The 22,541-nt window shown below is 59.3% G+C and carries 13 protein-coding genes; 4 read left to right on the top strand and 9 right to left on the bottom strand.

What is annotated here, in order from left to right; genetic code table 11:
• Window positions 1-25: 25 nt before the first annotated feature.
• Window positions 26-742 carry a metalloprotease gene (locus JIN81_RS13875; protein ID WP_200280850.1) on the top strand — a complete coding sequence of 239 codons (717 nt, stop codon included), beginning with the start codon at window positions 26-28 and terminating at the stop codon, window positions 740-742.
• A 4-nt stretch (window positions 743-746) separates the two neighbouring features.
• On the opposite strand, the gene JIN81_RS13880 is transcribed toward JIN81_RS13875, so the two are convergent.
• Together JIN81_RS13880 and JIN81_RS13885 are read right to left on the bottom strand one after the other, a co-directional pair.
• A complete protein-coding gene (locus JIN81_RS13880) occupies window positions 747-1,484 on the bottom strand; it encodes a sulfite exporter TauE/SafE family protein (protein ID WP_200280853.1) in 738 nt (245 codons plus the stop codon).
• A 140-nt stretch (window positions 1,485-1,624) separates the two neighbouring features.
• Complete coding sequence (locus JIN81_RS13885) at window positions 1,625-2,149, bottom strand: hypothetical protein (protein WP_200280855.1); 525 nt, start codon at window positions 2,147-2,149, stop codon at window positions 1,625-1,627.
• A 157-nt stretch (window positions 2,150-2,306) separates the two neighbouring features.
• On the opposite strand from JIN81_RS13885, the gene JIN81_RS13890 reads away from it, so the two are divergent.
• Window positions 2,307-3,587, top strand: coding sequence for an argininosuccinate synthase (locus tag JIN81_RS13890; protein ID WP_200280858.1), 1,281 nt, complete (start codon window positions 2,307-2,309; stop codon window positions 3,585-3,587).
• A 108-nt stretch (window positions 3,588-3,695) separates the two neighbouring features.
• Here JIN81_RS13890 and JIN81_RS13895 read toward each other — a convergent pair whose 3' ends face one another.
• From JIN81_RS13895 to JIN81_RS19090, 4 genes are all read right to left on the bottom strand, one after another.
• Entirely contained in the window at window positions 3,696-7,571 is a 3,876-nt protein-coding gene (locus JIN81_RS13895) for a hypothetical protein (protein WP_200280861.1), read from the bottom strand.
• Complete coding sequence (locus JIN81_RS13900) at window positions 7,568-15,841, bottom strand: alpha-amylase family glycosyl hydrolase (protein ID WP_200280864.1); 8,274 nt, start codon at window positions 15,839-15,841, stop codon at window positions 7,568-7,570. Before JIN81_RS13900 ends, JIN81_RS13895 begins: the two co-directional genes overlap by 4 nt.
• A 176-nt stretch (window positions 15,842-16,017) precedes the next feature.
• Window positions 16,018-16,506: an asparaginase domain-containing protein gene (locus JIN81_RS13905; protein WP_200280867.1), complete on the bottom strand. Its 489-nt coding sequence runs from the start codon at window positions 16,504-16,506 to the stop codon at window positions 16,018-16,020.
• Window positions 16,503-17,357: a uracil-DNA glycosylase gene (locus JIN81_RS19090; protein WP_200280869.1), complete on the bottom strand. Its 855-nt coding sequence runs from the start codon at window positions 17,355-17,357 to the stop codon at window positions 16,503-16,505. Before JIN81_RS19090 ends, JIN81_RS13905 begins: the two co-directional genes overlap by 4 nt.
• A gap of 205 nt (window positions 17,358-17,562) precedes the next feature.
• Here JIN81_RS19090 and JIN81_RS13915 point away from each other — a divergent pair, with 205 nt between their 5' ends.
• Window positions 17,563-18,201 (top strand): hypothetical protein, encoded by a 639-nt coding sequence (locus JIN81_RS13915; protein WP_200280872.1) that lies wholly within the window; start codon window positions 17,563-17,565, stop codon window positions 18,199-18,201.
• A 102-nt stretch (window positions 18,202-18,303) separates the two neighbouring features.
• Here the strand turns inward: JIN81_RS13915 and JIN81_RS13920 are convergent, their stop codons facing one another.
• Window positions 18,304-19,197, bottom strand: coding sequence for a tyrosine recombinase (locus tag JIN81_RS13920; protein ID WP_200280882.1), 894 nt, complete (start codon window positions 19,195-19,197; stop codon window positions 18,304-18,306).
• A 271-nt stretch (window positions 19,198-19,468) separates the two neighbouring features.
• Here JIN81_RS13920 and truA point away from each other — a divergent pair, with 271 nt between their 5' ends.
• Window positions 19,469-20,224: a tRNA pseudouridine(38-40) synthase TruA gene (gene truA, locus JIN81_RS13925; protein WP_200280885.1), complete on the top strand. Its 756-nt coding sequence runs from the start codon at window positions 19,469-19,471 to the stop codon at window positions 20,222-20,224.
• Between the two features lie 252 nt (window positions 20,225-20,476).
• Here truA and JIN81_RS13930 read toward each other — a convergent pair whose 3' ends face one another.
• Together JIN81_RS13930 and JIN81_RS13935 are read right to left on the bottom strand one after the other, a co-directional pair.
• Window positions 20,477-21,028, bottom strand: a complete 552-nt coding sequence (locus JIN81_RS13930; RefSeq protein ID WP_200280888.1) for a hypothetical protein — start codon at window positions 21,026-21,028, stop codon at window positions 20,477-20,479.
• Between the two features lie 51 nt (window positions 21,029-21,079).
• Window positions 21,080-22,114, bottom strand: a complete 1,035-nt coding sequence (locus JIN81_RS13935; protein WP_234044925.1) for a TIGR02597 family protein — start codon at window positions 22,112-22,114, stop codon at window positions 21,080-21,082.
• Window positions 22,115-22,541: the final 427 nt, after the last annotated feature.

A 22,541-nucleotide genomic window follows, 5' to 3' on the forward strand; every position in this document is an offset into this window, starting at 1 on the left:
TCCTGCCCGAAAGCTTCCCACCACAATGATCCGCTTCACCCTCTTCCGAGTGCCCATCGAGATTCAGCCATGGTTCTGGATCACCGGCGCCCTCATCGGCGGAGCGATCGGCACCACCGATCAGATCGGCCTGATGCGGCTGCTGATTTTCATGGCAGTCATGACGATCTCCATCCTCGTCCACGAGTTCGGACACGCTCTGACCGGCCGCTACCTCGGCGGTGGATCGCCACGCATCGTCCTCTGGGCATTCGGAGGTATGGCCTACAACCAGGGCGCCCGCCTCAGCCGGAATCACCTGTTCTGGATGATCTTCATGGGCCCCGCCGCCGGTTTCATCCTCCTCGCGCTCACCCTGGCCGTCGTCTTCCTCATCTACGGCGTCCAGGGAGGCACCTGGCTGACCACACTGATCATCTTCAATGAGCCCGTGGGGGATCCGACCATCGAGGCACTGACCCTCCTGCGAGACCACCTGCCCCGCTTCTTCATCCTCGATGCCCTCATCTGGATCAATTTCTGGTGGAGCGTGCTGAACCTCATCCCCGTCCTGCCGCTCGACGGTGGCCGGATTGCCGAGCTCTACGTGACCCCCCGTCACAAGGCCCTGCTCATTTCCGCCATCACCGGGGCCACCGTGGCAGCCGTCGCCTGGATCGGCTTCGACCGGCTCTACACCGCCGTGCTCTTCGGCTATCTCGCCTTCCGCAATTACAAGGACTACCAGTCGAAAAAGTGGTGATCGCTCACCACAGCATCCGGATCGCGGCCAGCGTCGCGAATCCGATGATCATCCACTCGAAGACCTTCTGAGGGACCCGCTGGAGGAAATACTTCCCCAGAAAAATCCCGCAAAGCACCCCGGGAGCGAGCAGCAGGTTCTGCCACAGGGTGTCCACCCCGATGAATCCGAGATTCTGATTCAGCGGCAGCTTGATGATGTTGATCAGGAGGAAGAATCGCGCGCCGATCCCGATCAGCTCCATCTTGGGCACCCGCTTCGACAGCAGGTACAGCTGGAAGACCGGCCCCGCCGCGTTGGCCAAGAGGGTCGTGATCCCCGCCGCCACGCCTGCCCCATTTCCGAATGCCCGGTGCTCCGCCATCTTGAGCAGAAGATCCGGCTTCCACGCCCGCAACAGCTGCAGCCCCAGGAGCACCAAAATGGTCCAGCCGATCAACTGCCGGGCCATCTCTTGGGAAAGCTCCCTCATCAGCCACCAGCCGATCGCCAAGCCCACCAAGGCAGCCGGCAACAGCCTCCAGACATCCTTCCAACTTCCATGTTTCCTGAAGGCCGGATAGACCATCACGTCCGCAAGAATCAAAAGCGGCAAGGCAAAGCCCGCCTGCTCCCTCGGCCCGTAGAGATCGGCAAAGATCGCGATCGAGATCAACGAGGTCCCGCTGAAGCCCGCCTTGGCCACACCAATGCAGAACGCTGCAAGCAGCGCCAAGGTCCACTCGTCCCATCCCTCAAGCACGAGGTCACGCTGCGGCGCACCCTCGCGAACTCCAAGCCCCAATCACCCCATGCCCGACATTCACCCCACGGGAGTGGCCTGAGGAGCGACAAGCCCGGCGAAGATTCCCCGCCGGCGATGCCGCCCCTCCAACCAAAGTCTCACCACCCGAACACACGCATCATGATCATCGTCGTCACGACACCGATCACCCCAAGCCAGAACAGACCGATCGACCACGATCCGAGTTGGCGCTGCCCACCGGACAGGCTCGACGACATGATCCCGAACAAGTGAACCCCAATGAGCGAGACCGGGAATGAGTGCCGGCTCCACTCCAGCACCGGCCCCAGGAATTCAGGACGCCAATTGAGGAGTCCGGTGATCGTGCTCACCGAGGAAACCAGCCAGCACTGACCCAGGAAAACCAAGGAGATCACCCCGAGGACCAGGCTGATCCGCATCGACCCCTCATCCACCGGAGGCGAAGAGGAGGTCCCGAGCACGGGCATCGGCACCGTGTTCATCGTCCGCTGCCCCCGCCCCTCCGGTACTTCTCCATAGAGGAATTTCACCGATGGCTCGCGCCGGGGGCGATCATCCTCTCGCCGACGATCCTTGTGCCGGATCGGAAACTGAGGAGTTGGATCGCGGAAGACCCGCTGGGTAACACCGATGGTTTTCATAACGCCCCAGAGCCTGAATCCACCCCGGAAATCCCGCCATGGGAAGCGGATCGCATTTTTGGAATCACCCGCCGACCAAGGTCCCGACCAGCCCGCACCAGACACCACACATTTTGGTGTTTTCAGCGCCGCGATTCCGCCCTACCCCTGCTCCGCCATGAAAATCGTCGTCGCATACTCGGGAGGCCTCGATACCTCCGTCCTCCTCCTCTGGCTTAAGGAAAAGTACAACGCCGAAATCATCGCCTACTGCTCCGACTGCGGACAAGGCGACGAACTCGACGGTCTCGAAGCCAAGGCCCTCAGCACCGGCGCCTCGAAGTGCTACATCGATGACCAGAAGGAAGAGTTCGCCCGCGACTACATCTTTCCGATGTTCCAAGCCAACGCCATCTACGAAGGCCGCTATCTGCTCGGCACCTCCATCGCCCGCCCGTGCATCACCAAGGGCATGGTCGACGTCGCCCTGAAGGAAGGCGCCGATGCCATCGCCCACGGCGCGACCGGCAAGGGCAACGACCAGGTCCGCTTCGAACTATCCGCCGCAGCCCTCGCTCCCGACATCAAGATCATCGCTCCATGGCGCGATGCTGAATTCCGCGCCCAATTCCCGGGCCGGAAGGAAATGATCGAGTATGCCGAAGCCCACAACATCCCGGTGAAGGCATCGATGAAGAAGCCCTACTCGATGGACCGCAACCTCCTGCACATCTCTTTCGAAGCCGGCGCTCTCGAAGACACCTGGTATGACGCCACCGGCGAGGCCGACCGCGACATGTACGTGCTCTCCGTTTCCCCGGAAGACGCACCGGACACCCCGCAGTATGTCCAGTTCCTCTTCGACAAGGGCAACATCATCGGACTTCAGACCGAAGGCCTTGCCGAACTCATCACCGAACTCGGCGACTTCGAAGTCCAGGGCGAAAAGGACGGCTACACCCTTCTCACTCCTTACGGGATCATGCGCGTGCTCAATTTCCTCGGCGGCAAGCACGGCATCGGCCGTGTCGACATCGTCGAGAACCGCTTCGTCGGCATGAAGTCCCGCGGCATCTACGAGACTCCCGGTGGCACCATCATCCTCGCCGCCCATCAGGACCTCGAGACCCTGGTCATGGATCGGGATCTCCAACAGACGCGCGACACCCTGATCCCCAAGTATGCCCAACTCGTCTACAACGGATTCTGGTTCGCTCCTGAACGGGAAGCCATCCAGGCCCTCGTCACCGAAAGCCAGAAAAAGGTCTCCGGTGAGGTCCGAATGAAGCTCTACAAGGGCAACGTCATGCAGGCCGGACGCCGCAGCCCGCACAGCCTCTATGACGAGGACGTCGCCACCATGGAGGGTGGACAGGAGGAAGCCTACAACCAGGACGACGCCACCGGCTTCATCGCTCTGAACGCCCTGCGCCTGAAGGCCAACGCACGTCAGAAGTAAGCCCCCCGAGAGGCAATGCGAACCGCATTCCCTCGCTCTCTCACATCGCCCGCAGTGCCTCATCGGCCTGCGGGCTTTTTCGTGGCCCGAACCGCCCGATCACATCCTTCACTCGACCACGCTCACCCGATAGAACCGACGATCATCCCCGGCACCTCCAACATGGGTGAGTGTCGTCAAGCTTCCCGTACCCGGTCCTGTCGCCACCGTCGACCAAGACCCCGCGGTCATCGTCGTACTGGTCTGCAGCTGATAGGTGAGACCGTCCACCGACGAGAACGAGACCACCACATCTCCCCCCATCACCTTCGCCTCCTTCGCACGGAAGACCGAAGTCGAATCCAGAGGGTCGGTAAGGGCGATCGACTCGTCGAAGTTCGACTGACCATCCCCATCTTCATCTCCACCGTCCGACAGGAAAATGACCGAGCCGGTTGACTCCACAGGATCCCCTGCAATCCCCGCCACACTCGTCGCCGTGACCCGGGCCGTGTACGACATGCCGGTCGTGCCCGTGAACTCGAACAAGTTCGAACCATCCGTGACGTTGCCACTCGCGATCACTTGGTTCGACGTGTCGAGAACCTCGACGAAGTAGGATGCCACCCGGTCATCTGGATCAACCGGGTCGGACCAGTTGAAGGTCGCGGTGGAACCCAGGGTCCACGCCGAACTTGATGCCACCGGACTTGCCGGAGGTGTGACATCGAAAACCTTGAGGAACAGTCCTTCAAACGGATCGCTCCCCCAGCCGCCCGGCGAAGCATCAGAGCTCCCCGTCGTGGGGACACGTGCCAGGGACACGAAAAATCCACCACTCTGCAATTCCGCTCCGGTGTAGCCACCACCCGGCCACAACCATGCATCCCGCCGCCCCGACATACCCGCCGCAGGATTCTCATAAGCCGCCAGATTCCGGACATTGTAGTTCCGAGCAGACTTCAACCCCAACTCGCCGGCCAAGCCCGATGGAATCACGAAGGTATCCCACTGGACGTTGTCGCGATCCAGATTGGAAAACGCCAACACCACGTCCGCTTCCGCGGGGGAAGCTCCCGGCTGTTCATACTTCGCCACTGCGTGGATCTGACTGTTGTTTTCATCCCCATCCAGGAACCAGCGGTTGGATGACCGCAGCGCCTCACTCTCCTGACGAGCCGTCGCCATCCCCGAGTAAACCTTGAAGAGCTGATCGTTGCCGTAGTCCGTATCGTTCCAGATCGGCATCATCGAGTTGTATCGCTTGAAGTGCGGGATCAGCTTCCCGAAATTCGTCTCATACTCGTCGTAGCCCGTCGTCCGGCTGATCCCCAGCTCCTGGCCCGGGAAGATCATGGGAACCCCGGCGAGCGTGGAAGAAACCCCGAACCGGACAACCGCCTGCCAGGGATCCTCATAGTTCTCCTCATCATGCGAAGTCGTATTCGCAAGAACGAGCCCCTGCCCGTATGCCGCCCTGCGACCTTCGAAGATGTTCCGGTAGTCGTACTTCGTCGTCGCACTCTTGAGCGGGAAAACGATGTTCTCGTTGAGGATATCGAAATGGCGATTGCTCCGGTAAGTCACCGCTCCTCCATCAAGCGATTCACTCATCATCACGAAATTCCACTTCTTCGATCGCGCCACATTGATGATGTATTCCCAGCACTGCGGCGGAAGCCCTTGACCGAAATCACAGCGCAATCCGTCGATCCCCTTGGCGTCCCATTCATACCGCTCCTCGATGGTCAGACCCGCCTCGGTCTCGCTGTTTCGGTTCTCACCCGCCGGCCGGGTTTCTTCCAACCAGTGAACGGCATACTCGGCGAAGTATTTCCAAACCCAGCGGGTGATGTTCTGGGCATTCCCCCCCTTGATGAAATCCGCATTGGTCCAGTCGGTATCCGTCGGATCAAACCAATCCCCCTCGCTCGTGTAGCTCGAACGCTCCGGCTCGCTGTCGAACTCAACCAGCGCATCATACCGTCCGAAGAAGACATCCTTCACGTCGTTCCACTTGCCGAAGTCGAACCGGTCCGGCCCCGGCGCAATCGAACCCGCGTCAAATGCCCGGTCTCCGTAGTTGCCATTCCTGGAAAAGAACCGTGCATCCCTGTCGCGGATCTCGTCGTATGCACCCCAAGTGCTCCCATCGGGCTCGAGCAGATCCACTCCGACCTGAGCCAGTTCCACGTCAAACGATGTGTGGTTGAAGGGAGCATCCAGCATGATACCCACATCCTTCGTATCAGCCGCCGTGACGAAATTCTGCCACGCCGTCATCGCCAGTGCCCGGTTTGCTGGATTCCCCGTGTCCGCAGGGTTGAGCGGGTCACCCGTGAAATCCTTGGTGAAGATCGGATTCACCTCGAAGAAATTCTTCACCGCATACGGACTCCCCGGATCATAAAGGGCCGATCCACTGCCGTAGCCACCCACCGGCTCACGGCCGTCGTAGCCATTCGGATGAATCGGCTGGAACCACAGCCAGTTGGCACCCAGGGCCTTCAGGTAGTCCAGATCCCATCGATTGCTCCCATTGTGGGGAGCACCAGGAGCGTTATGCATGTCCTCGATGGTTGATCTCGTTGCGAAGGTGTTCCCGCTTGCCTCGATGTTGAGCACATTGATTTCGTAAAGTACGATATCCCTCGCATCCCGGGGAGACACGGTGATGGCATGATCACGCCGATTGGCAGCCCCATTCGTGTAGTAGCGCCACTGCGAATCTCCGGCCACTTTCCAGCGTGCCGTCAGCCGATACGCCCCGGTCTTCGAAGCATCCAGATTCAGCGTGTAGACACCTGAACCGGCTGATGCCATCGGCCAGGCCCTGTAATAGTGACCGTCGTCGCCCGCAGCAAGCGAGTCACCATCGATTCCACTGATCCCATCGGGGTAACCATCGCCATCACCATCGATATCCGCCCGGTCCCGACGATTGAGATTCGTGAACACCTCGGCCTCGACCACATTCGGCTCTCCAGGCTGGAATACGATCGCGAGCGGAACCGATTCCCCCACCACCTCATCGATGAAGAGCTTGGTCGTGGTGTAATTCGCGTTGAGACCATTCACGGTCAGGGATGGCTCTCCGAGCACCCCGTTCTGATAGACGAAGGTTTCGTTGTCGGTCCCCGCCGTATGGTCGGCAAACTTCTCTTCGTTGGTTTCGGAATTCCATAGCCCGATCTTGTACTTCACCTCACCACCCAGTGGCAGTCCTGCAAGCACTCCCTCAAGCGTGCCGCGCCAGAACGCCGCATTGCCATTTCCCGAGTTGTCCTGATCCACCCCATCAAAGGTCATCGCCACCGCCGTGCCCGATCCCATGGCAACCCCGAAGGCACCCTCCGGCTCCGAGCCGTCCGTCGTATAGTAAACCGCTCCATTGGTGGCCCACAAGCTCGACGGATCGTTCGACGGACCGATGTAGCCTGTCTTCACCCGAACCTGGATGTCGTCGTCCGCCACCACCCGGTTGTTGGCGTGAAAGATCCAGCCCGGCCGGTTCCGGATCGAAAAGGGAGCCGCTTGCGCATCCGCTTCCACCGTCGACAACGACGTATTCCCCTGCAAGTCACCACCGAAGATGTAGGTGGTCTCCGGATTGCTTCCGGTCGTCCCATCGAAATCCACACGGATGTAGTATTCCACCACATCCGTGGGCGCCGCCAAGTCGAAGGGCAGGGAGGCCTGCCAATACTGATTGCCTCCGGCCGCATCGGATGAGAAGCCGAGCGACTCGCTCAACCAGGCACCCGGCGATCCTCCTCGTGGCGTGAAGCGGTAGAACACCGAACCTCCCGTCTGGTTTCCATTCACCCCACCCGCTTTGGCGAATCCCTGATAGATGATCGTATTCCCGGCCAGCGGCTCATAGGCAGGGTCACGCATCGTGACACCTCCGATCTCCGGTTGTTGGAAGGCTGGCTCATGCCAGACGACGCCCGGTGCGCCGAACAATGGCAGGAGAAGAAAACAATAAAACAGGTGGAATTTCATGGGGCCGATAGGGTCATGCGGTAGAAGCGGGCCCCAACAGCAGCAGGCAGGTCGTCGATCACCCATAGATCCGGGCCTCCCGCTCCCACGGTGGATCGAGGAAGTCCGTGATCATCCCAGGACTCGAGGTCATCGGATACCTCGAGTTGATAGATCCGATCCGGCAGCGTTGGGAATGAGAGTTCGGGGGAGCCCCCATTGAGTGAGATCGTCAGCACGGGGAAATCGCCGGCATCCGCGACCTGGGGATCAAGCCCGACCAGCCACTCGTCCAGGTTACTGATACCATCGCCATCCGGATCTCCTGCAGCACCATGGACACCGGTCGGATCCGAATCGTCGAGCCCGTTCGAAGCTTCCCAATCCGCAGGCAACCCATCTCCATCGCCATCGAGGACCTCCACCTCGAGGGACAAGGACAGGCTGAAGGTTTGATCCTGACTCTCCACTTCCACTTGCTGGACCTGCGCTTGGTTCCTCATCGCCAACGTATCGAACAAGCCCTCATCATCCATCGCCAGACTCTGCCAGGTGGCATTGGCATCCAGACCGACCACGGAACGGGTCAGCAGGGTCGGTGTCGTGTTCGACACCTCCACCCCACTGGCAACCGGTGCGATCGACAGACCTGACTGACCACGCACCAGCAGGCTGTCGAGGTCGGGGCTGATGCCAAAACGCACGAACAGTTTGTTGACTCCACCACTCAGGGAATAATCAGCCAGCAACTCGTCGGCCCCGTTGGCCAGAGTCACCACCTTGGTGATCGCTCCGTCACCGGATGTGAAGGTCCATCCCTGCGTGGTCGGCGTGACCCCATACAGGTCATTCACATAGCCCGTCGTTCCTCCACCACTACCATCAGCAAACCAGTCCTTGAACGCGGAAGTCCTCCTCGCAAGCACCTCTCCCCCGGAAAGATTCCCATCACCCTCACGCTCGTCTTCATAGGCAGGTTGCGACAGCGGGTTGCCGATGACCTGGACCACTTCTCCATTGGCCGCCAGCGACCAAGCCCCGACACAACGTCCTCCAAGCGCTTCAAATACCGCCATCACCCGGTCGTTGCGGAGCACGAACTCATCCTCACCATCAAAGTCGACGTCCATGGCCTCGGTCTCGGCCAGCGCCGGAGGAGCCATCGCCCAGTCTGCGACTGCCGAATACATCCCCGCCATCCTTGACTGGGCTTGGGAGCGTTTGGCGAAACCCGCAAGTTCGTCGTAAGTGACATCCGGATAGATGAAGGCTCCCGTCGAGTAGGTCCTCAGGTCGCTATTGTCCTCCGCATGCCATCCTGCAAGGAAAGTCGATGCGTGGTAGGTCCCGCGCGCCACCCGCCCCAAGCGGGTATCACCCAACCCGGAAACCGCATCCCATGAAGCCTTCGCCACCCCGGATCCCGTCCCACCGAAATCCTGCACTCCGTAAAAGGCGTCACCCACCGGGTTGATCGATACTCCGGGCCTCACCTCGAACACCTTGTCGCGAAGGCTCTCCTCCTGACTGGATCCAAACCACCAGAAGTCGTAGTTCCCCTCGCTCGCATGATCGAGCCACAGCGGCCCCAGTTTCCGACCAAAGGAGGTCGTCCCGCGGTCGATCGAAGCAAACACATCACCCGTCCCGTCCGGAGGAAGCGAGAGATCCACCTCGCCCGACGCCACTTGGTCCGGCCCCACCACCTCGATCCACGGCCGGCTGGCCAACCAGGCCAGATTCCGATCGTAAGCTGTCGCCTGATCCGGATTACGGAAGTCGGAAAGATCACTGTAGAAGACCAGCAACTGGTGCTGCTCCCCACTGCGCGCCTTTCTCGAAACCAGCTGTCGCAGGTTCACATTCAAACCCTGATCCGTGTTCTGGAATCGGAAACCCGAAGCCTGATCGTTGATCACGATCGTATTCAGACCGTTGATCCGATTGATCCGGTAACCGTCGTCGAGCAGGGCCGAGGTTCTCCCGAACCGATCCAGGATATGGCGGAACTGGTCCGCGAACACATGCGTGTATCCGAGGCCCTCCACTTTGCTCAGCACATCCTCGTCGATGATCCGCTCAGGAATCCAGAAGACCCGGTCGGAGGGCATTACACCATAGATCGAACTCAGCGTGTGGTTGGCAAAGGACACATTGTCCGCGATCCAGCCCGGGCTGAAGTAGGACAGCGGTGAGTCGGAATACGTGGAAGCAACCAGATCGATCGTTCCATCCTGGGCCATCGCACCAAGCCGGGCGTTGAACGCAGGTCCATCGCGCCACGGCTTCGCCGCAGCGGGATCGACCGATGCCCATTGAAGCGCCGAAGCAAGAGTTCCCGTCAGATGCAGACCCAACTTCGCGCCATACGCGTCATGGGCATCGAGAAGTCGATAGTAGCCTCCGGCCACTCCGTCCTCAATCTCACCCAAGTCCTCGGCATCACTGATCCGATCCTGCATCTCGCTGCCCGTCTTCAAGGCCTCGTTTCCATGGACCATCATCATCACCTTCGAACGTTTGCCCCGGTCCGGACCATTGTAGTTGAACCATGAACGCAGCTCACTGTTCTGGGAAATGTACCCCTGATCCCGCCAGTAGTCCTCGGCCAGATAGTCGTCATAGATGGTGTCCCGGATGTCCGTCCGCCCGCCGATATCCCCCGCACCCTGCGGGCTGTTCTGGGTTCCGTCCCGAACGGTGAAGACCTGGAAGTTCAGACTCGACGGATCTCCCAGCCAACCGGCATCCGTAAGGGCATCGCGACTGATGGAAAACTCCACCGCATCCAGATCGCTGTTGAAATGGGCTTTTCTGAATCCGTCCGGTGCGTTCTGGTCGCGTCGCACCACACCCTTGGAGGTCAGATCCTCGTTCACGCCGATCGAGTTGTTGGCCGGATTGAGATCGACGTAAACCGCACCTTGGTTTGACTGATAGACAGCCACCACCGCCTCCCACCGCATCAGGGTGCCGGTGTCCACCTCATCAGGAAGCGAGTATTCCCCGATCGCCGTGTTCCCTGTATCGACGGCCACATAGAAATCCAGATTCCCCTCTTCCGCAAAGGGACGAAGGTCGTGGAGATCCACACGGAAATAGAATTCTCCCGTGCCGCCCACGGACACATCCCCACCGTCCCGCGCATAGAAGGCGACCAAGTCCCGGGAACTGTCGAATCCATCATAACCGAGATAGGTATCCCCACCCTGGTGGCCGGTGCCATCCCCTTCAAAGGCATCGAGAACCACCAAGTCATCCACGGTCCAATCGGTGAACTCCTGGCGGTTCGAAACCGCCCCTCGAACGATCGAATTCTCCTCCGACACCGGGCCGATCACGATCGCCTCACCCGGAACCAGCACCACGCTGTTGTCGACCGTCGGATCCGTCCCGGCAAGAAGCTCCTGCACGTTGGTCAATCCATCCTCATCCGGATCACCTGCCGCACCATTGTTCTCATTGGGGATGCTTCCGTCATAACTGGTCACGCCATCATCCAGCGGATTCAGTCCGAACCTCCGCTCGAACCCATCCGGCAAGCCGTCACCGTCGGTATCCCCCTTGAGAGGATTTGTCTCGGTCCAGACCTCACCGCTGTCCCAGCTACGGTTCAGGTTCGTGTCACCCGTGATGGTTCCGCTGAAGTCAGTGTCCTCACCGAATCCATCCGACAAGCCATCGTCATCGGTATCAGAGTCGTTCGGCGAAGTCTCCATCCACACCTCACCCGGATCGATCTTCGCATTCGGCCAGTTCCGCCCCAGCGTGGGAGAATCTCCCGTGCCGATCGCGGCCCCGTCTCCATCAATCCAACCATTGGCGTTGGCATCCTCCACACCATCGAGCAGGCCGTCCCCGTCGGTATCAGGATTACCCGGATCCGTTAGGGAGCCGTAGAGTCGCTTCGCTCGATCTCCTCCTTCGCTCGCACTGTTTACTCCGGGGACCGAACCGAGGTTGTCCAAGGTGTTGTAGAAGGGAGGGTCCAGGTCACCCACAAAGTTGGGCAAGCCATCCTGATTGGTGTCCGTCAGCGTATTCGTATCTCCGGAGGCGGTCCGCCAACCGACCTCAAGCCCGTCGGGCAGGCCGTCGCCATCACTATCAGGCATGAGCGGATCCGACCGCCCGTAAGCCTCCCAAACGTGGACCTCTCCATTCGTCCATTGCTCCGGGTTCGGCTTGTAACGCGGATCCCCCGCTGGAAAGCCATTCGGCAGGGGAAGCGGTGTGCCTTCATCGAAATCGGCCAGACCGTCGTCATCATCATCGGTATCGTTGGGGTCCGCAGCCACCAACTGACGCCGGATCACCGTGGCATTTCGCCGATCCACCGCACTCCCACCAGACGAGAGCGCCGTCGCAAGAAGCCGGAAACTCCCCGGTTGGTTGATCGTCCAGATGAAATCCCAGAACAAGGTCGAGCCTGACACCTCGGGCTGAATGCCGGGCTCCACAGGATCGGCATCGACGGGTGTCAGGACTCCGGATCCAAGCTCGAACTCCAGTGAAACGGACTCCGCCGTGTCGTCGGTCGAAACCCGCACGGTGAAATCGAGGGAATCCGCCCCCGGACCATCCGGCAATACCGTCTCGACCAATTGACCGTCACTGTCGAATTCCTGAGGCTGCAGGATGGTCACCCGTGGAGCGGAACTCGGTGCTGCCTCGACCAAGCGGGTCGCCAAAAGATCGGAGAGGGGATCTGGCCGATCATGAAGAATCTCAATCCGATGGAGGAATCCATCGATGCCGTTGAACAGATTCGGCAACTGGAAAGCGAGCGCGTGATAGGTCGGCGTTTCGTTATAGTTGATGGAAAGCGCAACCGGATCCAGCACCACCGAACTGCCCGGCCAGTCATCATTTCCCCCGTAACGCACGAGGAACCGGCTCTTCAATGATGCCTCGTCCAAGCCGTCCGCAAGACTCTTGGAAAAATACACCTTGAGCTCGTAGTTTTCGTCGATCGCCAGCCCATCCGACGGAGGAAACGCCACGAACATCCGAAGATCAGGCCCGGCCGTCCCCACCGTTCGGGTCAGGGTGGTGAAATGACCGTCCTCGTCGCTCAGTGCATTGTCATCGGACGAGCTCAATTCCTTCAACCGCACCTCGATTGTCGCTCCGCCGGTCGATGGGATGTTGACATAGTTGAACCGGAACTCGCGGATGTAGTCGGCATTGCCCGGGGAGATCGACGCACTGGCGGTCACCTCGGTTGCCATGACCCACTCGCCATTGCCATTGTCGACTCCCGTCGCCAGATCGTCGTTGCTCGCATCGCCATCGGTGATGCGGAACCAAACTTCCTGGGTCGACTTGTCCGCGCGGACCACCACCCCATACTCACTACCACCCACCGTATCGCCGTTGTTCGTCGGGAAAACGATCTCACCCTGTGGCTTCACCGCATCGTAGTAGAATGTTTGGACGAAGGTGTTGTAGAGCGATGCCTTGCCAACCCGATTGAGGAAGGCTCGCCCCCTCAGCACGTGAAATCCCTCTTCGAGCCCGGTGTTTGTCACGCCATAGTCATTGTGAGGCGCATAAGTGATCGACGTTCCATCGAAGCCCTCCACCTTGAACGTGGTGAGCATCGATTTCTTTTTATCCACCGAGGCCTGACCGGAGGGATAGACACTGGAGGCGCCTTCCTTGAAGATCCCGATCTTGTAACGGAGCTCCACACCATTGGCTGGCTGGGGAAGAGTGGCGGTCATCCACCAGTCATTGCCCGACTCATCGTGGGAGTAATTCATTTCCACCACCTGTGTGGACCCAAGCCCCGCCCCCCCGGCACCCTCAGGATTCGTTCCATCCACGGTGTAGTAGCAGAACATCCGGAACCCGCCGCCCACCCCATTGGGCTTCGCCCACAGTGAGATCGTGCTCCCTTCCTCGACATACTGCAACGGTGCTCCCTCCACCGGCCAACCACCACCGGGGACACCACCGACAACACCCGCAGGGTCGTGATAGAGGAATGACGCACGGTCCCCTCCGTCCGTGGAGAAATCATTGGCGCCAACCGGCCCGTCGACGGTCGTCACACTGCCCGAACCGACCTCCTTGATGTAGGTCTCCGCACCCGCCGAACCAATTTGGCTCCGACTCGTATCCACTGCAGCGAACTTCTCCGCATGCATCCTCTGCACGAAGGTCGGCTGCTCATAACCGAGGAAGGTGTCCGTACTTACAGCCGGCGGGTTATCCCTCAACAACGCGTCCGTGATTCCCACCGGAACCGTTCCGTTCAAGTCCACACCACCATCCAACTTAAGGAGGATGTTCTCCGCCGAACCATCGGCCCGGACCACAAAGTCCATGTCGGTCGCACTCGTCACCCGCGGAACCGTCATCGTGTAGGCATAGTCCGTCGGGTCGGCATCCGGCAGACCATAGGGATTGAAGGCAGGATCACCATCGGGCCCATCTCGACGAAGGACCTCCATCGTTCCAGCCTCCACACCATTCTGATAGATGGTCAGCGGGCTCCCTCCCGCCGCCTGCCAGGCATCCGATGGCTCAGGCGTCCTCGGAGCAAAAATGAAATAGCTCCCGGGATCCACGATCACCGACCCCAGATTCGAAGCATACACGTAGAAACCCTGCTGACTCCCGAATCCCCTGGCATACTGGTAGAGATACTCGTCGCCCGTATTGGGATCATTCTCGCTACCCGTCCCCCCTACGGACCGGAACGACGTCGACAAGGGACGGGATTGCCCCGCCGCATAGTTGTCGTTCAGCATCATCAACATGGTGACACCGTCGGAGTCGTTCATCGCCCCATTCTCCCGCTTGTCCATCCGCTCATAAGCCACGAAGTCGCCGTCGCTCCACCGGCCCACCTGATATCCACGGACGAAGTCGCGATGCACCTTGAGCAGGTTCGGGATCCTGCCGTCACCCCACTGGCCGAGGAACGAAGTATTCGAATGACGAGGGAAGGCACCTCCGCTCTCTCCCAGCGTTTCGGCATGGTAATTTCCGTCCGTATAGACCAACCCCAGACCTTCGCGCGTGAAGTAAAAGGCATGCTGCAACTCACGCCGTGCAGCGAAATCATTGTCGTGGCTCTGGGCGTGCATCACGGCCACCGAAGCAGGGAACCCACCGAATCCCGCCTGATCATATCCATTCAAACCCGACGAAGGATTTCCCAGCCGGTTGTTGAAATTCGAGCGCAGATCGTTGTCAATCAAGCGCATCCCCGCATCGATGTATGAGCCGTAGGCCGGGGGTTGGCCCAAATGCTCACCGAACAGCATCGCGTCATCCCGACCCTGCTCGGTATTGAACACGGAATCACGGTGGTTGTTCCAGTCGGAGAAGCCCCGGGTCAGATTGAACTGAAGCTGGATCTGGCCACTATATCCATAGTTGGACGAGTCCTTGTCGACTCCGAAGGTTGCCCCGTAGAACTCGGCCGGCGTGTGTTTCACCGCATCCAGGCGGAAGCCGTCGGCCTTCGTCACATCAATCTGCCAACGCGCAGCCCGATGGAGGAAGTCCTCCACATATTCGGAGTAGAACGACGCATTCTCCGCAATCGTCTGTGGCGTGATCCCGTTCCCAGCACCAAAGCCCACGTAGTTGCCCTCGCCGCGGGAATGTTTTTGCCCGGGACCGCTTGGGATGTAGCAATAATACTCGGGGTTGTCGGGTTGCCGGACGAATTCGAACTTGGGAATCGTATCCCCCTCGTAAGATCCGTGGTTGTAGTTCAAGGTTCCCGGTTCCGTCGCGATATCGATCAAGTCCGACAACCCGAGGTTCTGAACCTGCCAGGCATCATTCCAGTCACGTGTGTTGTCCCATTTGCGATAAAATCCGTCCTCCGTTCGACGAAGGTGGAAGTCTTCCGGGAGAAACCCGGGGTAGACGTCGATCGGCGTGAACGCGTTGTAGCCCGGCACGTCGAACGCATTGTGGTTCATCACATTGTCGAAGTACACCCGGATCCCGAATCGATGCGCCACACGAACCATCTCAAGCAGCTCCGCCTCAGTGCCGTAACGCGTCCGCACACTCCCACGCTGATCCTTGGATCCTAGATCGAATCGATCCCAGCAGTCGTAGCCGACCGACAGGCCACCTGACCCCTTCGTCGGCGGCGGCAGCCACAACGAATCGTAGCCGGCCTCCGCCAGCTCGGGCATCTTTGAAGTCAGCTCCGCCCAACTGATGTTGAAATACTGCAGCATCGCCTCCCCACGGAGTTCACTTCCGACCAAGGACGCAATGCCTGCCATCAGGCCAAGCCATGTCTTCTTCCAGTTCATCTATGGGTTTGTTTGAGAGGCGGTCGACTCCGACTCACGCTGGATGCCTTTGGAGCCGACCGATGGGTTTCAACGAGCGGATGGCTCACCAAGGCCGCAGGTTTAATTAAAGCACAGGAATCACTCCCCCGCCAATCGCGAGACCCAGCCAATGAAATGCTGTAACCCGCTCAGGATCAGACATCCGCCGACTCGAATCGCCCCTGCTCACGATTCTTCCTGACCTGGCCGGCTTCAAACACCGTGCCATTCATGGCGACAAACACTCCCTCTCCTTTCGACTGCACCGCTCCCAGCGCCAAGCCCAGATTGAAGATGGCATCCGTGACGCGAAAACGTGCGGGCGCCAGCGCCCCGGTGAGCACAATGGTCTTGCCCGGAATCCCGGTCAGGAATTCGGCCGTCTCCGCCATCGTATCCGTGCCATGGGTGATCAGAATGCGAGCCTCCGGCGATCTCTCACACGCTTCGCGAATTCGCCTCCGATCTCCCTCATTGATCTCCAGACTGTCCTTCCGGAAAAGGGACTCCAATTCATACTCCATCGCGACCGCTGCCTCGCGAAACACATGCGGCACGGTCGGTTCACCCACCTCATAGTCGGAAGTCGCATCGAAGTAGACCTTGTCGATCGTTCCTCCCGTCGTGATCACGCGGACCTTCATGACTTCGGCAGGAAATAAGAGCGCTGCTTGTCACTGATCGGCAGTCCCAAGCGCTCCATCACCTCCAGCATGTCTTCCCAAATCATCCTCTTGTCCTTCAATCCAGCTGAGCCGTGCAGAAGGTAGGCAGGATGATAGGTCACCCTCGCCGGCGTCCCTTCGAAGTCCTGCCAACTCGCGCGCATGCGACCAACCGAACCACTCAAGCCCAATAGCCCTTCCGCCGCCGTAGCACCCAGCGCGACAATCACCTTGGGCCGAACCACCTTCACCTCCTCGCGGATGAACGGAATGCAGGCGGCCATTTCTTCCGCCGTGGGTTTCCGGTTGTTGGTGGTCTGCTTCGGCATCGCTGGCCGGAACTTGACGATATTCGAAATGTAGGTCTGCTCCCTGGCCAATCCCATGGCCTTCAGGATGTCGTTCAGCTTCTGACCCGCCGGACCGACGAATGGCTCCTGTTCACGCTCCTCATGGTAGCCGGGCGCCTCGCCCACCAGCATCAGATCCGCCTCCGGGTTGCCCGTCGAAAACACCATCGTCTCCCGCAAGCTCCCCAAAGCCTTGGCTGGCGCCCAGTCCGCAGCCATCCGGCGCAACGACTCAATCTTCTCGGCCGCCGAGTTCCCCGTCGCGGCCACCTCTCTCACCACCTGTGGCTGCTCAGGCTCGGTCGTCTCCACCACCGCCGGCATCACCTGCTTCGGAGCACCACCCGAGCGCGCCTCTCTCGTCTGCCGGTGCCAATCGCGCAGGATTGCCTTGGCACTTTCATCCAAATGCACATCCGCCACACCTCGCGCTTGCTCAGCACGCAGGGCATCCACCAGCACATCAATCGGACGACTCACGGGCGACAGGCTAGTCAGGCCGACGACGACTGGCAATCGTTCGAAACGAGGAAGTGGATGAATCCACCCAGCCTCCCACCCATTCCACCTTTCAGGCCAAGCATGCCACCTCCCTGGGCACCAGCCCCGTCCACTCTGTTCCGCTTTGAGTTGAATTTTCTGACGAATAGGTGCGTATTGTCCTGACTCCAAGCCCGCCGACGCCATGATCCGAATCCTTTCTGCCAGCCTTGTTCTGCTCGCCAGCGCCGCGACCGCGGACGTCGCGATCGATGTGGAAGCCTTCGGCGAGAGCCTCGGTGGATGGAAAAAGGAAGTCGTCGACTACGAGCTGTCCGGATCCCAGTACCGCACCCACAAGCCGGAGATCACCCCGTCTCCGGATGGAGGTATCTTCCTCTCCATCCGCATCGATCACCGACGTGGCTGGCTCGCCAGCGACGATCACGCCGTTCTTGAAGTCACCTTCAATGCCGACGGATCCGTCAGCAGCGCCCAATCCACCCTGGCCATCCAAGGGCGGACCATTGCCAGCGACCTGATCAGGACATCTGCCGAGGCTGGCGCCAGCCTGAAAGGTGCCCAAGGAGCCGTACGCATCGGCTCAAACCTTGTCGCGGACCTTTCCAGCAAGCTCTTGCGCGAAAAGATTGTCGAGGCGGGACGCGTCTCCTTTCCGTCCGCCGTCCGGCACAACTACAACCTGCTCTACAAAGCAGTTCGCATGCTCCCAGCCGCTCCGACCGAAACCGGTGAAGCCGAACCCGAAGAGCCCGACCCGGCCAAACCCGAGCCAGCCGCCCCAGCCGTCGAAATCAAACCCTACGGCAAGGTTCCCAAATAACAGGGACTTCATCTGCACCGGCGCCCGATCCGGTGAAGGCACAGCCACCGTTGTTTTCAAGCACTTGGGAAGGATTCCCCCCCAGGCGAAAACCCGATCTGCTCAACCACGTGGGTGGAACTTCTTGTGGAGCGACTTCAGACGCTTCCCGTCCACATGCGTGTAAATCTGAGTCGTAGAAATGTCCGCATGGCCAAGCATTTCCTGGATCACCCTGAGGTCCGCCCCGCCCTCAAGCAGGTGAGTGGCGAATGAATGCCGGAGCAAGTGAGGATATACTTTTTCCTCGATCCCAGCCTGCGCCGCGCGCTGCTTCACAATCTGCCTGACACGGTCCGGAGACAATCGGCCTCCACGCACACTGAGGAATACCTCCATGCTCGTCCTCTTCTTCACAAGATTCGGCCGTTCGTTGCGCAAATAGTTCTCCAACGCTACCCTCGCCTTACCCCCAATCGGGACCATCCGGGTCTTGCGCCCCTTCCCCGTGACGCGGAGAAAGGATTCGTCTTCAAGGAAATCGGTCAGGCTCAGCCCACACAATTCACTCAAACGCAGCCCGGAAGCGTAGAATAGCTCGAGAATCGCACGATCCCGACGCCCCAGCGGAACCGTCGTGTCCACGCCCTCAATCATCCGCTCGACCAGTTGCTGATTCAGGGTCTCCGGCAAATACTCATCCGGTTTGGGCGCAAGGAGCGGCTCCGCAGGGTCCATCTCAATCACCCCTTTGGCCGCCAACCAACGGAAAAAGACCTTCAGGTGAACCGTCGAAATCCGCAGGGACGAGGACGCCAGTCCTGCCGCCTTCCGGTCTCCGAGAAAATCCGCCAACTCCTCAGTTCCCAAATCCCGAAGCAGCAACTTCCGCCGTTCCACCCAAGCCACCAAGGCATCGAGCGTCTGCCGAAGCGATAGCTGATACGCGTCCGAAAGCCCCTTCTCAGTGGCCACGAATAGCATGAACCCATCGATCTCCCCTTCCACAAGAATCATCCTTCCCGCCCAAAGCCGCCCAAGCAACCACCAACATGGACCGCGCGGCGCCGCCACGCACGGAATCGCCCAAAAGCATCTCCCCGATGAGCATACCTGCCCCCGGGGCCAGTCGGGGCTCTAGTCAACCCAACCAGAACTCTCGCGCCCACAGCAACGCACCGAATCAAATGAGTTCGGCCGCGCCACGCGATCCCCCCTCAATCCCAGCAAACCCCCAATCCGAAATCCCCTCTTGCCCGCCAAGCCTTCCGCCCCTCATCGTCCATCCATGCGGATCAAAATCGTCATTGCCTACGACGGGAGAAGCCACGCTGGATGGCAGTCCCAACCCTGCGGCAACACGATTCAGGACCAGTTGGAAGCCGCCGCAGCTACCGTCGCCAAGGAGCCGATTCGTATCCACGGATCAGGTCGCACCGACGCCGGCGTTCACGCGCTCGCTCAAGTCGCACACTTTGATGCCCCGGACCACCTGACCATGAATCCTTTCAACTGGGTTCCAGCGCTCAATACCAAGCTCCCTCCCTCCATTCGTGTGCTCGAGGCCAGCGAGGTCTCTTCCGACTTCCACGCCAGATTTTCGGCGACGAATAAGACCTACCGCTACGACATCTCCACCGAGCCCGTCCTCTCCCCCTTCAAGGCCGGCTTTGCTTGGCATCTTCCCCGCCAGTTCGACCCCTTCCTGCTTGAGGACGCCATGAAGCTCACCCTGGGGACCCACGATTTCCAAGCCTTCTCCGCCAAGCGTGGCAACGAGACTGACACCACCGACTTCCAGAGAACCCTTAGCCAGGCCGACTACGAACCCCTCGACCACGGCTGGCGCCTGACTTGGTCCAGCAACGGCTTCCTCTACAAAATGGTCCGTCTCCTCACCGGTTCCGTCCTCGAAGTCGCCCAAGGCCGCCTTCGTCTCGACGATTTCGCCCGACTCCTCGACCAACCCCGGAACCTCCCCCACGGCCGCGCCCCCCACTGCGCCCCGGCAGATGGGCTGTCGCTGAAGGAAGTCCGCTTCTGATATCCCCCGTTCAGTCGGACCACAGTGCTCTAGTCCAGTCACCATCCGAACGCTTCACTCGCGTGGAGTGGTGGATGAGGAGGGATCCAAAGCACCACCTGCTATGCTGGAGGCGAAAGGTTCCCCTTCCACCAAGCAGAGGCGATTTCAAGGCAAGCAAAAGGGGCATCTCGCAAAAGAGGCCCCTCTGGCTACAAAAAATGGGAGGCAGGTTAACCTGCCTCCCATCGAATCTCTAGTCTTGTCCGAGAGTTAGCGACGACGGCGAATCAAGCCGAGAACGCCCAGAGCACCAAGAAGTGCAACGGAGGGTTCAGGAATCCCTGTGAATGCAGTATCTACGTTGCCACCAGGAGCAACTGGAGCAAACGAAGTAACACTGCCAGCAGCAGGCATTACGAAGTTAGCCTGAGTGTAGGTGCCATACAACAGACCTGGAGCTGTAGCCTCTCCCGCAGAGAGAGAAGTTTCAAACCAGATGAGGGCAAAGTCGTTACCTGGAGCGTCGGTGACGCCTGCAGCTTGCGTGACAAATCCACCGCCTGGCGTCGCGGACGCACCGAGGAAGAAGAAGTCGTCATCGGAAGTGCCTACAAGCGCATTGTTCGTGAGGCTCCAACCGCCTTCAATCGCACCGAGGTTGTCGAGGCCATCACCTGCAGCGTCAACAATAACCCCCCAAGTAACACCAGACAACTCACCACCTTCACCTGTAAAGCCAGCGGCGTTGAACTGCAATGTAACAGTAGCGGTTGCTGATCCGATCATTGCGATACCCAAGAGGGCAACTAATTTACGTTTCATAATTATTTAGGTTAGTTTTAGGAGATCAAAAAATTGGTAAAATCGTAACCTTTACAGTCCACTTACAAAGCCAGGCTCATCACCCCAAGGCAGGTCGCCTGCGGCAGCAGCTGTCCGGTAGATGAAACTTTGTCCAGCAGGAATCGCTTCGGTAGTCAATGCACCCAAGGTTCCGGCGTTATACCACTGGTCAACACCACCGAAAAAGCCAGGGAAAGGTTCTCCAAAGGCATAAATGATGGTGGCAGCTTGGTTGAGACCAGTGCCCGTGACATCAAAGATCAAGAGCTGGTCACCCGCCACAGCAGGAATATTGGCGTCGATGACAACTTCATCAACGGGAGAAACATAACCAGTAGGAGTATCTTGCGATGCTGCACCACCGAGGATTACCGTGCGTGAATTGGACGTTGAAACTTCGCCGGTGATAACGATTTCATTAACTGGTGTGGCACCCGTTCGCAAGATCAAGGCCTCACCCGGATACAAGATAGCATCGGTGGCAGGAGCAAGCGTGCCTGTGTTATACCACTGGTTCACTCCACCGAAGAAACCCGGAAAAGGCTCCCCGAAGGTATACCCGACGTCAGCAGCGAGGTTTTGGCCAACACCCGTGCCAGTGAAACCGAAGAGCTGCGTCCCAACAGGAACGTCGCCAATCGCGGTTCCGATGGTCCAAGCTGCAGAAAGCTTAATTGTGTCGCCGTCAGCCAACCCGGCCAGAGAGTCTCCGGGAGTCGTAGTGGAGACGGTAAGCGTGGTAGCGGTGTTTGCAGTCACGAGGAGCAACTGCCCGTTATTGGTGCCGTCAGCGACCTGCGCATAGAAACCAACCCACTCGTCCGGAGTGTAGGCTGCGCCGTCAATCGTAATATCATTTCCACTGATTCCAGCGGTCGCAATCGCGCCAACGGACGCCGTAGCATTGAACAACGGAATGGAAATACGAACGTCGGTATTCGCTGCGAAAGCATCCGACCCAGCAGTATTTCCAAGGGAGATGTAACCAACAGGATCGGTCACCGCCGCAGTCGCTGCGACGGACGCGAATGCGCTCAAGAGCGCAAAAGAAGTAATGTTTTTCATGACGAGTTTTGATTTAGGTTTTCGACGCCCCACCGTCGAGAAAAATTTGCTGTGTGCAGGTATTTTGACCGTCACAAGGCCTAGAATTCAGCTCATTTGCAGTAGGGCTTGCTCTACAAGAAGCCCTTCGCACGTCGATACCGCAAGGAAAAATTGGGGGTTCTCTACGGTTTTTAGGGAATTTTTGAGACTTTTTGCCTAGAACGAAGATCTTTTGAGGATCCTGGGCAAAAACCACGGCAATTTCCCGGACATGCTTCCTGAGTTGGAAGGCAGAAGCCGACTCAGCGCCGCACGGGTTCTCGGATCCAAAATTCTGACCTGCTTGGGCCCGACTAGCCTTGCTGCCGGGGCATCCGGCGATTGCCGGATGGATCCCCCATGCAAGAGAAGTCGGGCGACCTGACTGCCCGGCCTGTTAATCTGC

The sequence above is a fragment of the Haloferula rosea genome, assembly GCF_016595525.1.
Lineage (GTDB): Bacteria > Verrucomicrobiota > Verrucomicrobiia > Verrucomicrobiales > Akkermansiaceae > Haloferula > Haloferula rosea.